Below are 12842 nucleotides of genomic sequence, written 5' to 3'. Positions count from 1 at the left end.
TTCAGTCCTCCAACTCACTCGCCAACTTCTTGGCCGCCCTGATATCCGAAGTCTGTGAACTCTTGTCTCCGCCACAAAGCAGAACGACGATCTCCTCACCGCGCTGAACGTAGTAAACTCTGTACCCCGGTCCGTAATGTATTCTCATCTCGCTAATCCCATCGCCAACCGGGGCAACGTCTCCGGGATTGCCGAGGCTGAGACGATCGATCCTGGCCAACACCTTCGCCCGGGCTCGAATGTCTCGCAGGTCTCTCAGCCAGCTTGAGAATTCATCCGTTCTCTTGATATCAGGCATCTGTAGCGCATACGCTACAGATGCCATTTTGTCAACGAGAGGCCTGTACGACCCGACGAACCCCGGGCGACGTTGGCGAGAGCACTACTACCGATTGCGTTGCCTGCCGGGCAAATCACGCATGGCTTGGTCCAGCGCTCCCGACAAAAATATTACTCTTCGCCGTTACCCCAAATCACCCCTACAACTCCCACCATCCCGCACCCATGAGAGGGGCGTATCGCGATCGTCACGGACGTTGGGTGCGGGATGCGATGGACGCGGCAGCGTCGGGCGCGCAAAGGGGTCGCAGGGCGAGCTACGGCTTGTGAGCGACCAGCCGGCGCGCAGACGACCGGCGCTTAAACGCCTTCGCCAGGATTTCGGTCGGCAGCACATGAGCCGGTCGAAGCGTTTTGGTGGAGGAAGCTGCGGACGGCAAAAGCGTGTGGTCTTGGCACCCGTGGCTGGTTTCAAGCTGATGGAGATTTGTCGGGCCCAACCGGGCTTCGGCTGGTCGCCAATCCGTCAGCGACGGTGGCAAGAGGAATTCGTCGCCGGGGAGAGCGCGCTATAAGCCGTAAAACCATTGCGCAGGGAAGGCCGGGTGTTCCGGCGCACCTTGCGATCACCCGTGTGCATTTTTGCGCACGATCGCGGGTGCTGAGGGCACCCGGCTTTCCCTGCGCCCTCTTCGTTTTCGAGGGCATCGCCGATCGCATCACTCCGGGCGCTTCGCGCCGCGAGAATGCGGAGGTGTGTCTTGTAGGATGGGTAGAGCGAAGCGAAACCCATCGAGCCCTGCGTCCATCACGATTTGATGGGTATCGCTTCGCTCCACCCATCCTACGGTTCCGGATCACCTTCGCGGGTGACGGCTGTTTGAAATTCGAAAACGAGCGCGCGGCACACACTCAGCGTCGTCCCTGCGAACGCAGGGACCCATACCGCGTGATCTCTCGATAAGGCAAGTGCAGCAGACGCCTTTCGCAAAAACTCCGCCGGTGGTTGTGGGTCCCTGCGTTCGCAGGGACGACAGCGAGAATGCAGCGGCCACCGCCGCCCCCTCACCCCGACCGGCGGTTGCTCGTGTTCTGCGTCAGATTGCCGTGCGCGGCCTGTTCGCGGATGTTGTTCTTCTCATCGTCGCGATGGCCCTTGGTGGTGTCGAGGGGAACGCGGGGGGCGCTGCCGGCGCCCTTGTGGCTCTGGTTGTCCGGGGGGATCGGCGGAACGGTCTTCGCCATCATGGTCTCCGTTATCGACGAAAAGAAGCAACGCTGGCCGCGGAGGGATCGTTCCCAAGCACGGCGGCATGCATTGTCGCCGTGACCGTCTGCCCCTGCGTCGGCGCATCGCCGGTAGCGGTGAACCTTTTGGAAACCAGCGCGTCAGATACTGTGAGTCCTTTTGCTGGTTGATCGTTGTGCCGTTCCGTTCACAATGGGTCCGGCAAGAGCCGGTTCGAGCACAGGCAGGGTGGGGCGAATGACCGAGGGATCAAACCGCCAGCGTGTGCTGGATTTCCTCAACGTCCTGTATTCCGGCGACGTCGAAGCCGCGCTGGAGCGTTGCACCGACGACGTCGAATCCCTCGCCAATGCCCCGATCGACATCCTGCCGCATATGGGCCACCGCCGCGGCAAGGCCGAACTGCGCGAGATGTGGGATGCGGTCCGTGCCCGCTATTCCGAGCTGCGCTGCGAGGTGCCCATGCTGGTCACCGAGAACGACAAGGCGGCCGCGTTCATCCGCGTGTTCTTCCGCAAGAGCATCAATCAGCGCATGGTGCAGTTCGACATCGCCGGCTTCTACACCCTGCGCAACGGCAAAATCAGCCATATCAGGGAAATCATCGACACCTTCGATCTGGTCCAGCAACTACTCGAACGCGACGTCGCCGCGATCCTGACTGGCCGGCGGCCGGACCCGATCTAGCCAGGTTGTCATTATTGCGGGATACTCGCCATAATTTTGCAACAGAGCGAACGCATTCTTGGCGCGACTTGGAATGCGGGCGGGCAATGATTCCCTACATGCGATTTGGCTGGGCGCGGCTGCCAATGCTGGTGGCCGGCGTAAGTTTGGCTTCGATGCTGGCGGCAGCGGCGCAAACGCCGCCGGCGGACGACGATCAGGACGAGCCTGCGGCAGAAGAGGCCGAGGTGGCTCCCAGCGTCAACGACGCTGACATCATGAAGGACATCGACGTCAGCAAGCTCGACTGGAGCCTGCTCAATGTCGATGCGTCGACCCTGACCGGTCCGGCGCCGAGCCGAAGCGCTGCGTCGAAAGCCGCTGCCAGTGTGGATGCCGCGTGGTCCGCCAATGAAAGGGCGAACGGCACCTCCGCGGTGTCGGTCAAGCAATCCATCACGCCGTTCTGGGATACGCGCATCGGCGCCGACATGACGGTCGCAAGGCAAGGCACGGCGACGACGTCCGAACTGCTCTCGGAAAAACTCGCCAATGGCGGCAGCCTGCCGCAATCGTCCGGCACCGCATGGGCGGCGATCACGGCCCCCGGCGTCGCCTCGATTTGGGACCAAACCTCCGTCGAAGCCCGCGTCGATCCCGGCTCCGAGCAGAGCAGGCTCGGCACCTCCTTGAGCAAATCGCTGCCGCTCAGCGAGCAATATTCGGTGACCCTGAAGAACGACTACAACCTGATCCAGCAGGGCATCGTGCCGGTGCCGGGCATCGTCAGCCATCCGACGCACAGCTACGAGACCGACCAGTCGGCAAAGCTCAGCATCGCCGACACCGGCACCAGCCTGATCGCCGGCCAGACCCTGTCGACGTCGGACGACAAATGGCTACGCAAGGTCGGCGCCGAGCAGAAGCTGTTCGACGGCGTCACCATTTCCGGCTCGATCGGCGAAACGCCGTCCGGCGCGGCCAACAGGAGCCTCAGCGCAGGGTTCAAACGCAGCTGGTAAGGGCCGGAGTCGTCCCGTTTTGACGCGTTTTCGGGCCTGAAGGTACCGCCCCCCGAGAATGATCCACCATTGCCGCAGATTGGCCCAGATGCGGCCAAAATCGGCAGCACAGATGGGAGCCGCTCCACTTCGTCGTGCGGGGGACTTCCGCGCTCGCCTGAAAGCGAAACAGAGGAATTGCCGATGAACGCCACCATTCGCCCCGAACAGATTGATGAAACCCCGGAAGCCGACGGCGATCTCGCCGCCGTATCCGAAGTCGAGGCCGGCATCCGCGAATTCGTTCGCAACGACATTGCCTATCTGCGCCGGCCGGCAGTCGCCGCGGAGACCGCGCCGCTCGACGCCAATGCCGAAGCGACCGTCAACAACGTCAATTCGCTGATCCAGCGCGTCGCCGGCACCTCGCTGGCGGAAATCGAGAAGCTGATTTCCGAACTCGAAAGCCTCCGCGACCTGCTGCATGCCGAAGGCCAGCGCGTCCAGCGTGAGATTTCAGGCTATGCCCAGCTCAGCCAGGCTGCGATGAAGTCGACGCGCATGATCGCCGACAACGTCAACCAGTGGAAGCGCGCTGCCGACGGCCTGCGCAACAGCTGATCCCGATCGTTGCAAAAATCTAACACTCCGCCGCGTTCCGTACCGGAGCGCGGCGGTTTCGTTTGGCAGGGTTCGATCTGAACTTTATAAGCACGGTCGCGTCCAGGGACGGATGTCGTCACGTGGCGGCAGGCAACCTTTTGGGGGACACACCGGCGATGCAAAACGTTCAGCCAGACAACATGAATTCAATGCCGTTGCGGCAATCGTCGCATAGCGTGGGCACGATCGTGATCCGCTTCGTCGGGCTGCTGACGCTTGCGGTCGTGGCAATGACGCTGATCTGGAGCCGCTGAACTTCTTCAGCGCTCATGGCCATCCGATCCGCAACTACTGGCGGACGAAAGCGGTGTTCTCGATCGTGTAGACACCATCGGCATAGGATTTCACCACCATTCCGGCGGTCAGCATCACCGCCAGCGTGACGGTTGCGAAAATAAAGCCGACGAATTTCAGGCTGCTGCGATCTGCCATAATCATCCCCTCGCTACTTCCCCTGAGACGTATTTGGCAGGCAGAAAGTTCAAAATGCGTTAGCAAAAAATCCGTTCCGTGGAGTCATGGATTACGAGGAGCTAACGAGACAATTGGCTAACCATGTTTGGCGGGTGGGCACGTAGCCCGGATGGAGCGAAGCGCAATCCGGGAACGCCGGTGTCGCCGGCCAGCACCGGCTTGATCCAGCGCAGTTCACGAAAACCCGGCGACGGCCCCCACACCGCGACCTTCTCACCGCGTGCGACGGCCTCGGCCGTCAATCGCTTGCCGTCGGCGACCAAGAGCTTCATGCACACCGCCGCAACGTGCCAGCCCGATGCGGCCAGCCCCCCGAACAGGGATTTGCGCCCCTCTTCCTCATCGAGGTGAAAGCGCTGCGGATCGAACTGCGCGGCAAACCTCTTGATGTCGTCGGCGGTGAAGGTGAACGAGCCAAACTCGCGCTGCGCGCCGATCTCGATGTCCTCGAAGAAACGCATCGCTACTCGGCTCCTGCTTCAAGGCGCCGGCGCACGATCATCGGGGACTCCATCTCGCAGAGTACGACCCCGGCCGCGTTGCGGATCGTACTCATGAGGGTCACGATGCCGGTTTCGGGACGGCTGTTCGAAATCCTGGCCTCCGCGACGTCGACATCCAGCGTCAGGTCGTCGTCCGGGCGCAGCGGCGCCAGCCAGCGCATCTCGTTGACGCCGGGCGAGCCCATCGACGCCGTGCGGCCGATAAAGCCGTCGAACAGCATCCGCATCATGATCGAGCCGAGATGCCAGCCCGAACCGGACAGGCCTTTCAGCATCGAGGCATTGGCGGCGGCCTCGTCCAGATGCATCGGCTGCGGGTCGAATTCGGCGGCAAAGGCCAAAATCTCCTCGCGCGTGACGTGGCGCGGTCCGAACGTGCCGAAATGGCCGGGCGTGAAGTCTTCGAAGGTCAGCGTTGTCATCTATCAACGATTTGGATTGAGGATTACGGCGGGGAAGCCTGAATGTGGCCGCTATTTGCGGCAATCTCAACCCGTCCACCCGCATGGCTCGTTCGCCAGAGGCGAGTACCGCTCCCGGCGCTCTCCGCTGACTTGCCCGAAGCAATTTTCGGGGCTAGCCCTGTGCCATCTGGGACCAGGTTTTTGACTCGCCGGAGAACCATCGATGCTCGATTTTCAGGATCTGTTTCAGTGGGACCGCTTCATCACGCCCACGATTATCAAGACTTTCTACTGGCTGGTCATTGGCTTGATCGTGTTGTTCGGGCTATCCGGAATCTTTCGGGCACTTGCCGAGATGGCGATCAGCCCGTTCGGTGGATTCATCCTGCTGCTGTCCTCGATCGCCGGTGTTGTGGTCGGCGTGGTGTTTTCGCGCATCGCCGCGGAATTCGTCCTGATCGTCTTCCGCATCAACGAGCATCTCGGCGCGATCAGGGATCAGGGGCAGATGCGGTAGGTTCTCACTCACAGCGCCGTAGCCCGGATGGAGCGCAGCGCAATCCGGGTTAGCTCTCGTTCCCGGATTTCGCTTCGCTCCATCCGGGCTACGACTTCTCAGGTATTGAACCTGAAATGCATCACGTCGCCGTCGGCGACGACATATTCCTTGCCTTCCAGCCGCAGCTTGCCGGCGTCACGGGCGCCGGCTTCGCCGTTCAGCGCGACGTAATCGGCATAGGCGATGGTCTCGGCCCGGATAAAGCCCTTTTCGAAATCGGTATGGATCACGCCGGCCGACGCCGGCGCCTTGGTGCCGCGATGGATGGTCCAGGCGCGGGCCTCCTTCGGACCCACGGTGAAATAGGTGATGAGATCGAGCAGCTGGTAGCCGGCGCGGATCAGGCGGTCGAGACCGGCCTCTTCGAGACCCAGCGTCTCGAGAAACTCGGCGCGCTCCTCGCGTGATAGCGTTGCGATCTCGGATTCGATCTTGGCAGAGATCACCACCGCGACAGCACCTTCCTTCTTGGCGTGCTCGAACACCTGGTTTGAGAAGTTGTTGCCGTCCTTGGCCGAGCCTTCCTCGACGTTGCAGACATAGAGCACCGGTTTCGACGTCAGGAGGCCGAGCATGCCGAAGGCGCGCTCTTCCTCCGGCTTGCGCTCCAGAAACCGCGCCGGCTTGCCGTCGCGCAGCAGCACTAATGCGCGGTTGACGAGGTCGAGCGCTTCCTTGGCTTCCTTGTCGTTGCCCTTGGCCTTTTTGGCGAGGTTGTCGACGCGCTTTTCCAGGCTGTCGAGGTCGGCGAGCATCAGTTCGGTTTCGATGGTCTCGATGTCGGCCAATGGGGCGATCTTGCCCTCGACATGGGTGATGTCGGAGTCTTCGAAACACCGCACCACATGCGCCACCGCGTCGACCTCGCGGATGGTGGCGAGGAACTGGTTACCGAGGCCTTCGCCCTTCGAGGCGCCGCGGACGAGGCCCGCAATGTCGACGAAGGTCAGCCGCGTCGGGATGATCTGCGCGGAGCCTGCGATATCAGACAGTCTGTCGAGCCGGGGATCAGGCACAGCGACCTCGCCGACATTCGGCTCGATCGTGCAGAACGGATAATTCGCCGCCTGCGCCGCCGCCGTCTCGGTCAGCGCGTTGAACAGCGTCGACTTGCCGACATTGGGCAGGCCAACGATACCGCATTTGAATCCCATTTCGTCCTCAACGATTTCTCTTCGTCATGGCCGGGCTTGTCCCGGCCATCCACGTCTTGTTCGCTCTGGCAAGGAAGACGTGGATGCCCGGCACATCTGCGCGAAGACGCGCTTCGCGCTTTTGGCCGGGCATGACGGCGGAGTATGCAATTTGCGCCGGCACGAGAAGTCAGCCCTGCTTCCCGTCATCTTCCTTTTCGAAAAATCCCTTGGCCTGCAGCGCCAGATGCACCTTGTTCTGGAACGTCGAATCCTTACCCGCCGCCAGCAAGCCGGCATTCTCGGCAACCGCTTCGCACAAAGCTTCCACCCAGGGGCGGTCGCTCTTGGCAAAATCCGACAGCACGTGGCTGTGCACCAGCTCCTTGACGCCGGGATGACCGATCCCGAGCCGCACCCGGCGGTAGTCGTTGCCGATATGCGAGGAGATCGAGCGCAGCCCGTTATGACCGGCGATGCCGCCGCCGATCTTGACCCTGACTTTCGCCGCCGGCAGTTCGAGTTCGTCCTGAAACACGGTGATGTCGCCGGCGGACAGCTTGAAGAAGTTCGCGGCTTCCTGAACCGCGCGCCCGGACTCGTTCATATAGGTGGTCGGCCGCAGCAGAACGACCTTCTCGCGATCGAGCGTGCCTTCGGAAGTCTCGCCCTGAAAACGGCGGCGCCACGGTGCGAAACCGTGACGCCGCGCAATTTCATCGACGGCCACGAACCCGATGTTGTGCCGGTTGTTCGCGTATTTCGAACCGGGGTTACCGAGACCGACAAACAGGCGCATGACGCGGCATCCCGCCGCTGCTTACTTCTTCTTGTCGCCGCCAGCCGGCGCTTTCGCACCAGCCGCCGGAGCCGCAGCACCCGGCGCAGGCGCGGCAGCAGCCGGCGCCGCAGCACCCGCCGCCGGAGCGGCCGTGCCTGCAGCCGCAGCAGCCGCCGCAGCCTTCTGTTCTTCGGCGTAGCCGGACGGCGGCACGATGGTCACCAGCGTCGCGTCCTCACGCGACAGCGACTTCACGCCGGTCGGCAGCTTGATCTCGGACAGATGCAGCGAGTGGCTGATTTCCAGTGCGCCGACATCGGCCTCGATGTACTGCGGAATATTGTCGACCGAGCATTCGAGATCGATGGTGTGGGTGACGATGTTGACGGTGCCGCCGCGCTTGACGCCGGGCGAGGATTCGCCGTTCTGAACGCGCAGGGGAACGCTGACGCGGATGGTGGCGCCCTCGCCGAGGCGCATGAAATCGACATGCAGCGGGAAGTCACGCACCGGATCGAGATGGAAGTCGCGCGGAATCACGCGGTGCTTCTTGCCCTCGAGATCGATGTCGAAAAGTGTGGTCAGGAACCGGCCGGCCAGGATGCGCTGGCGCAGTTCCTTGTCGTCGACCGAAATGGTCACGGGGGGCTGGTTGTTGCCGTAGATCACTCCGGGCACTCTCCCGGCGCGACGCTCTGCCCGGGCGGCCCCCTTGCCGCTCTGCGGACGCGCGGTCGCCTTCAATTCCTTGACGGTCGCCATCGTGTTAAGTCCTTGTTTTCTAAAAAGTTAAAGGCCGCATCGCGGCCCGTTGGCGTCCCACAGCAAGCCTCCAGGGGTGCGGGGGCTGCGGACGTGGCGGGCTTTTAGCCCCAAAGGGTCGAAATGACAAGGAAATGAAGGGATTTTTCTGCGGTTTTGGGCCAATGACGCCGCTCTCCCTCCAAGCCGTCATGCCCGGCTTTGGACCCCTATCCGTCCGTCTTCAGACTGCGCCGGTGTCCGGCGCGGCCGGCGAAATGCCGAGCTTGGCTTCCAGCAACGCGATCCGGCCCTTGAGCGCCTCATTCTCCTCGCGCGCCAGGCGGGCCATGTCCTTGACCGCATCGAACTCCTCGCGTTTGACGAGGTCGAGGTCGCGCAGGATGCGTTCGGCCTGGTTGCGCACGACCGTATCGACCTCGCGCTTGACGCCCTGGGCGGCGCCGGCGGCGTCGTTCATCAAGCGGCCGATCTCGTCGAAAAACCGATTGCTGGTCTGGGTCATCTGAAACGCTCCGGTCGCTGCAAATTGATCGTCACCGGCATGACAATGGCGATCTCAAAGGCAAGGTTCAAGAGCAAGGTTCAAGAGCAAGGTTCAAGGACTTCAAGACCGTTCGCCTTGTCATGCTCGCCTTTCCTTGCAATCGTATCGAACGCCCAGCCAGACACCAGAATCACAAAGCAAGAAGAAACGCCCATGATCGACCAGCAGATCGATATCGCGACCAAGGACGGCAAGACCACAACCTTCATCACCCATCCCGAACGCGGCGGGCCCTTTCCGATCATCATCTTCTACATGGACGCTCCCGCGATCCGTGAGGAACTGCGTGACATGGCGCGGCGGCTCGGCACGTCGGGCTATTACGTGATGCTGCCCAATATGTATTACCGCTCCGGCGTCATGGAGTTGGGACCGATCCCGCCGGACCCGGAGGCGCCCGAGCGCAAGCGGATGTTCGGCTTCATGAACTCGATCAACATTCCCATGGTGATGGAGGACACCGAGGCGCTGCTCGCCTATGCCGAGACGCAAGAAGCGGCGAACACGAAGATCGTCGGCACCGTCGGCTACTGCATGAGCGGCCGCTACGCGGTCAACGCGGCGACGCATTTTCCGGATCGTGTGAAGGCGGCCGCTTCGATCTACGGCACGCATCTCGCGACCGACCAGCCCGACAGCCCGCATCTCGCTGCAAGCAAAGCCAAGGCCGAACTGTATTTCGCTTGCGCCGAGACCGACATCTATGCGCCACAGGAGATTATCGACAAGGTCGCGGCCGGCATGAAGGGATCGAACAACGAGGTCGAGATCTATCCCGGCACCCATCACGGCTTCGCCTTCCCGAAGCGCCCGGTCTATCACCGTGACGCCGCCGAACGGCACTGGGAGCGGCTGCTGGCGCTCTATCGCCGCAACCTCGTGCCATAGACATCGCGCCCGATGCCCTTTCTCACCATCGCCTTTCCGGTGTTCGATCCGATCGCGATCTCCATCGGGCCGATCGCGATCCGCTGGTATGCGCTGGCCTATATCGGCGGCATCGTGCTCGGATGGATCTACGCGCGCTCGCTGCTTAAGAGCGAAAAGTTATGGGGCGGTCCGGCGCCGGCTACGCCGGTTCAGATCGATGATTTCATCCTGTGGGTCACCATCGGCATTATCGTCGGCGGCCGCACCGGTTACGTCCTGTTCTACAATCCCGCCTTCTTCATCCAGCACCCGGCTGAGATATTCCAGCTGTGGAATGGCGGCATGTCGTTTCACGGCGGCTTCCTTGGCTGCGTCGCAGCGGTGATGCTGTTTGCCCACAGAAACAACATTTCGATCCTGTCGCTTGGCGACATCACCACCGCGGTCGCCCCGATCGGGCTGCTCCTTGGGCGGCTTGCCAATTTCCTCAACAGCGAGTTGTGGGGTCGGCCGGCCGACGACAGTGTGCCCTGGGCGATGGTGTTTCCAAATGGCGGGCCGCTGCCGCGGCACCCGAGTCAGCTCTACGAGGCCGGGCTCGAAGGCATCCTACTGTTTGCGGTCTTGGCTATCATGGTCCGGATGGGCGCCCTGAAACGGCCGGGCCTGATCCTCGGCAGCTTCATCACCGTCTACGCGCTTGCGCGCATTACCAGCGAATTCTTCCGCGAACCGGACCCGCAGCTCGGATTTTTGTGGGGCGGGCTGACCATGGGTATGCTGTTGTCGGTACCAATGATCATTGCCGGGGCCATTCTGATTGTGATGGCATGGCGCCGCAAGGCGCCGGAGCATATACAGAAGTCGATTTAAGGCAGGCCGTGACCGAATTTTCACCGTTGCAGGCGGAGATCCACAAGCTGATCAGATCGTCAGGACCGATGCCGGTCTGGCGATACATGGAGCTGTGCCTGATGCATCCCGCGCACGGCTATTACGTGTCGCGCGATCCGCTCGGCCGCGAGGGCGATTTCACCACCGCGCCCGAGGTCAGCCAGATGTTCGGCGAGTTGCTCGGTCTATGGGCGGCTTCGGTGTGGAAGGCGATCGGGTCGCCGCCGATGCTGCGGCTGGTCGAACTCGGCCCCGGCCGCGGCACCATGATGGCGGACGCGCTCCGCGCGGTCCGGGTGCTGCCGCCGCTCTATCAATCGCTTCAGGTCCACCTCGTCGAGATCAATCCGGTACTGCGCGAAAAGCAGCGCGCGACGCTGTCCGGCGCCCGCAACATCAGCTGGCATGACAGCATCGACGACGTGCCGGAGGGCGCCGCGGTCATTTTCGCTAACGAATATTTCGACGTGCTGCCGATCCATCAGGTGGTCAAGCGCGAGACCGGCTGGCACGAGCGCGTGGTCAACCTCGACGCCAATGGCAAGCTGGTATTCGCGGCCTCGGACGAGCCGATGCCGCGCTTCGAGGTGTTGCTGCCGCCGCTGGTGCGCGCGGCCCCTGTCGGCGCCGTGTTCGAATGGCGGCCTGACGCCGAGATGATGAAGATCGCCACGCGGGTGCGCGACCAGGATGGCGCGGCGCTGATCATCGATTACGGCCATCTGCGCAGCGACGCCGGCGACACCTTCCAGGCGATCGCCCGCCACAGCTTTGCCGATCCCCTGAAGAATCCAGGCCAGGCCGACGTCACCGCCCATGTCGATTTCCAGGCGCTGGCGCGTGCGGCGGAAGACGTCGGCGCGCGCGTTCATGGCCCGGTGACGCAGGGCGAATTCCTCAAGCGGCTCGGCATCGAGACGCGGGCCGTCACGTTGATGGGAAAAACCACAGCGGAAGTTTCCGCCGATATTTCCGCCGCGCTGAAGCGCCTGACCGACAGCGGCCGCGGCGGCATGGGATCGATGTTCAAGGTGCTTGCGGTCACGGAACCCAATCTTACCGCGGTCGCAGGCCTCAGCGACGAACCGCCGGCGCCGGGAGACGAAACAGCATGACGTTCGGATCGTCGCTGCTCGCAGCCATTCCAGGGCTGCGTCACGCCTTCTTCACCCGCGAGGGCGGGATATCCAGCGGAATCTACCAGGGCCTCAATGGCGGGCTCGGCTCCAACGACGATCCGGCCAGTGTCGCGGAAAATCGCCGCCGGATGGCCGAGCAGATGGGCGTTGCGCCCGAGCTTTTGCTCAGCGCCCACCAGATCCATTCGCCCGATGTCGTGGTGGTAACCGGACCATGGCAAGGCGACAAGCCGCGCGCCGACGCGCTCGTCACCTGCACGGAAGGCATCGCCATCGGCGTCACCGCCGCGGATTGTGGCCCGATCCTGTTCGCCGACGCAGGCGCCCGCGTGATCGGCGCCGCCCATGCCGGCTGGAAGGGCGCGCTGACCGGCGTGCTGGAATCCACCATCGACGCGATGGAAAAACTCGGCGCCGACCGCTCCGGCATCGTCGCCGCCATCGGTCCGCTGATCCGCCAGCACTCCTATGAAGTCGGCAGCGAATTCGTCGAACGTTTTCTTGATGCCGACACGGAGAATGGCGTGTTCTTCATGCCCTCGGTGCGCGAAGGCCACGCCATGTTCGACCTCGCCGGATTTATCCGCATGCGGCTGGAGAATGCCGGCGTCCTGATGATCGACGACATCGGCGTCGATACCTATTCCGACGAGCGCTTCTACAGCTACCGCCGCTCGGTGCACCGGAAAGAGCCGGACTACGGCCGCCACGTCCACGCGATCGCGTTGACGGGCGAGTAATTCCCTACCTTAGCACCACCTTGCCCCGCGCCCGGCCTGCTTCGAGATAGGTCAGCGCATCGGGCAACTGCTCGAAGGCAAATTCGCGGTCGACCACCGGCCTGATCGCGCCGCCTTCCACCAAAGCGGCGATGTCGCGCAACTGGTCGCCCAATTTCGATCAGGACGTCGTCAGGGC

18 protein-coding genes and 1 pseudogene are annotated in these 12842 nt (G+C 62.7%); 9 read left to right on the top strand and 10 right to left on the bottom strand.

Going from position 1 to position 12842, the window contains the following annotated elements; translation table 11 throughout:
- Nucleotide 1: 1 nt before the first annotated feature.
- Nucleotides 2-298 (bottom strand): type II toxin-antitoxin system RelE/ParE family toxin, encoded by a 297-nt coding sequence (locus V1279_RS03650; RefSeq protein WP_334432539.1) that lies wholly within the window; start codon nt 296-298, stop codon nt 2-4.
- A gap of 1046 nt (nt 299-1344) precedes the next feature.
- Nucleotides 1345-1524, bottom strand: coding sequence for a hypothetical protein (locus V1279_RS03645; RefSeq protein ID WP_334432538.1), 180 nt, complete (start codon nt 1522-1524; stop codon nt 1345-1347).
- 241 nt (nt 1525-1765) lie between these two features.
- On the opposite strand from V1279_RS03645, the gene V1279_RS03640 reads away from it, so the two are divergent.
- From V1279_RS03640 to V1279_RS03625, 4 genes are all read left to right on the top strand, one after another.
- A complete protein-coding gene (locus V1279_RS03640) occupies nt 1766-2215 on the top strand; it encodes a nuclear transport factor 2 family protein (RefSeq protein WP_334432537.1) in 450 nt (149 codons plus the stop codon).
- A gap of 98 nt (nt 2216-2313) precedes the next feature.
- Nucleotides 2314-3216: a hypothetical protein gene (locus V1279_RS03635; protein WP_334432536.1), complete on the top strand. Its 903-nt coding sequence runs from the start codon at nt 2314-2316 to the stop codon at nt 3214-3216.
- A 183-nt stretch (nt 3217-3399) separates the two neighbouring features.
- Nucleotides 3400-3816 carry a hypothetical protein gene (locus tag V1279_RS03630; RefSeq protein ID WP_334432535.1) on the top strand — a complete coding sequence of 139 codons (417 nt, stop codon included), beginning with the start codon at nt 3400-3402 and terminating at the stop codon, nt 3814-3816.
- 122 nt (nt 3817-3938) lie between these two features.
- Nucleotides 3939-4112 (top strand): hypothetical protein, encoded by a 174-nt coding sequence (locus tag V1279_RS03625; RefSeq protein WP_334432534.1) that lies wholly within the window; start codon nt 3939-3941, stop codon nt 4110-4112.
- 34 nt (nt 4113-4146) lie between these two features.
- Here the strand turns inward: V1279_RS03625 and V1279_RS03620 are convergent, their stop codons facing one another.
- The 3 genes from V1279_RS03620 to V1279_RS03610 form a co-directional block, all read right to left on the bottom strand.
- Nucleotides 4147-4290 carry a hypothetical protein gene (locus tag V1279_RS03620; RefSeq protein ID WP_334432533.1) on the bottom strand — a complete coding sequence of 48 codons (144 nt, stop codon included), beginning with the start codon at nt 4288-4290 and terminating at the stop codon, nt 4147-4149.
- A gap of 101 nt (nt 4291-4391) precedes the next feature.
- A complete protein-coding gene (locus tag V1279_RS03615) occupies nt 4392-4793 on the bottom strand; it encodes a MaoC/PaaZ C-terminal domain-containing protein (protein WP_334432532.1) in 402 nt (133 codons plus the stop codon).
- Nucleotides 4794-4795: 2 nt separating this feature from the next.
- Nucleotides 4796-5257 (bottom strand): MaoC family dehydratase, encoded by a 462-nt coding sequence (locus tag V1279_RS03610; protein WP_334432531.1) that lies wholly within the window; start codon nt 5255-5257, stop codon nt 4796-4798.
- 205 nt (nt 5258-5462) lie between these two features.
- Between V1279_RS03610 and V1279_RS03605 the strand changes: the two genes are divergently transcribed.
- The gene (locus V1279_RS03605) at nt 5463-5756 is read left to right on the top strand and encodes a DUF4282 domain-containing protein (RefSeq protein WP_334432530.1); all 294 of its coding nucleotides are present in this window, start codon (nt 5463-5465) and stop codon (nt 5754-5756) included.
- Nucleotides 5757-5854: 98 nt separating this feature from the next.
- Here V1279_RS03605 and ychF read toward each other — a convergent pair whose 3' ends face one another.
- The 4 genes from ychF to V1279_RS03585 form a co-directional block, all read right to left on the bottom strand.
- Nucleotides 5855-6952, bottom strand: coding sequence for a redox-regulated ATPase YchF (gene ychF / locus V1279_RS03600; RefSeq protein ID WP_334432529.1), 1098 nt, complete (start codon nt 6950-6952; stop codon nt 5855-5857).
- 169 nt (nt 6953-7121) lie between these two features.
- Nucleotides 7122-7730, bottom strand: a complete 609-nt coding sequence (gene pth, locus V1279_RS03595; RefSeq protein ID WP_334432527.1) for an aminoacyl-tRNA hydrolase — start codon at nt 7728-7730, stop codon at nt 7122-7124.
- A gap of 21 nt (nt 7731-7751) precedes the next feature.
- Complete coding sequence (locus tag V1279_RS03590; RefSeq protein ID WP_334432525.1) at nt 7752-8474, bottom strand: 50S ribosomal protein L25/general stress protein Ctc; 723 nt, start codon at nt 8472-8474, stop codon at nt 7752-7754.
- Nucleotides 8475-8697: 223 nt separating this feature from the next.
- A complete protein-coding gene (locus V1279_RS03585) occupies nt 8698-8979 on the bottom strand; it encodes an accessory factor UbiK family protein (protein WP_334432523.1) in 282 nt (93 codons plus the stop codon).
- A 195-nt stretch (nt 8980-9174) separates the two neighbouring features.
- Here V1279_RS03585 and V1279_RS03580 point away from each other — a divergent pair, with 195 nt between their 5' ends.
- From V1279_RS03580 to pgeF, 4 genes are read left to right on the top strand one after another with little or no spacing between them, the layout of a single operon-like run.
- On the top strand, nt 9175-9909 hold the full coding sequence (locus tag V1279_RS03580) for a dienelactone hydrolase family protein (protein WP_334432520.1): 735 nt from the start codon (nt 9175-9177) through the stop codon (nt 9907-9909).
- A 12-nt stretch (nt 9910-9921) separates the two neighbouring features.
- Entirely contained in the window at nt 9922-10764 is an 843-nt protein-coding gene (gene lgt, locus V1279_RS03575) for a prolipoprotein diacylglyceryl transferase (protein WP_334432518.1), read from the top strand.
- A gap of 8 nt (nt 10765-10772) precedes the next feature.
- Nucleotides 10773-11900 carry a class I SAM-dependent methyltransferase gene (locus tag V1279_RS03570; protein ID WP_442894727.1) on the top strand — a complete coding sequence of 376 codons (1128 nt, stop codon included), beginning with the start codon at nt 10773-10775 and terminating at the stop codon, nt 11898-11900.
- Complete coding sequence (gene pgeF, locus V1279_RS03565) at nt 11897-12664, top strand: peptidoglycan editing factor PgeF (protein ID WP_334432516.1); 768 nt, start codon at nt 11897-11899, stop codon at nt 12662-12664. The genes V1279_RS03570 and pgeF overlap by 4 nt, the downstream gene beginning before the upstream one ends.
- A gap of 4 nt (nt 12665-12668) precedes the next feature.
- Here pgeF and V1279_RS03560 read toward each other — a convergent pair.
- Nucleotides 12669-12815 (bottom strand): annotated as a pseudogene (locus V1279_RS03560) (zinc-binding dehydrogenase); the annotation flags it as partial.
- Between the last annotated feature and the right edge of the window lie 27 nt (nt 12816-12842).

It is taken from the genome of Bradyrhizobium sp. AZCC 1610, assembly GCF_036924515.1.
Lineage (GTDB): Bacteria > Pseudomonadota > Alphaproteobacteria > Rhizobiales > Xanthobacteraceae > Bradyrhizobium.
Note: the sequence above shows the minus strand (reverse complement) of the source record. Positions and strands in the feature narration are given on the sequence as shown.

Excerpts from the sequence above, each read along its gene's own strand:
- V1279_RS03650 (WP_334432539.1), bottom strand. The coding sequence starts at position 298 with ATGCCTGATATCAAGAGAACGGATGAATTCTCAAGCTGGCTGAGAGAC.
- V1279_RS03645 (WP_334432538.1), bottom strand. The coding sequence starts at position 1,524 with ATGGCGAAGACCGTTCCGCCGATCCCCCCGGACAACCAGAGCCACAAG.
- V1279_RS03640 (WP_334432537.1), top strand. The coding sequence starts at position 1,766 with ATGACCGAGGGATCAAACCGCCAGCGTGTGCTGGATTTCCTCAACGTC.
- V1279_RS03635 (WP_334432536.1), top strand. The coding sequence starts at position 2,314 with ATGCGATTTGGCTGGGCGCGGCTGCCAATGCTGGTGGCCGGCGTAAGT.
- V1279_RS03630 (WP_334432535.1), top strand. The coding sequence starts at position 3,400 with ATGAACGCCACCATTCGCCCCGAACAGATTGATGAAACCCCGGAAGCC.
- V1279_RS03620 (WP_334432533.1), bottom strand. The coding sequence starts at position 4,290 with ATGGCAGATCGCAGCAGCCTGAAATTCGTCGGCTTTATTTTCGCAACC.
- V1279_RS03615 (WP_334432532.1), bottom strand. The coding sequence starts at position 4,793 with ATGCGTTTCTTCGAGGACATCGAGATCGGCGCGCAGCGCGAGTTTGGC.
- V1279_RS03610 (WP_334432531.1), bottom strand. The coding sequence starts at position 5,257 with ATGACAACGCTGACCTTCGAAGACTTCACGCCCGGCCATTTCGGCACG.
- V1279_RS03605 (WP_334432530.1), top strand. The coding sequence starts at position 5,463 with ATGCTCGATTTTCAGGATCTGTTTCAGTGGGACCGCTTCATCACGCCC.
- ychF (WP_334432529.1), bottom strand. The coding sequence starts at position 6,952 with ATGGGATTCAAATGCGGTATCGTTGGCCTGCCCAATGTCGGCAAGTCG.
- pth (WP_334432527.1), bottom strand. The coding sequence starts at position 7,730 with ATGCGCCTGTTTGTCGGTCTCGGTAACCCCGGTTCGAAATACGCGAAC.
- V1279_RS03590 (WP_334432525.1), bottom strand. The coding sequence starts at position 8,474 with ATGGCGACCGTCAAGGAATTGAAGGCGACCGCGCGTCCGCAGAGCGGC.
- V1279_RS03585 (WP_334432523.1), bottom strand. The coding sequence starts at position 8,979 with ATGACCCAGACCAGCAATCGGTTTTTCGACGAGATCGGCCGCTTGATG.
- V1279_RS03580 (WP_334432520.1), top strand. The coding sequence starts at position 9,175 with ATGATCGACCAGCAGATCGATATCGCGACCAAGGACGGCAAGACCACA.
- lgt (WP_334432518.1), top strand. The coding sequence starts at position 9,922 with ATGCCCTTTCTCACCATCGCCTTTCCGGTGTTCGATCCGATCGCGATC.
- pgeF (WP_334432516.1), top strand. The coding sequence starts at position 11,897 with ATGACGTTCGGATCGTCGCTGCTCGCAGCCATTCCAGGGCTGCGTCAC.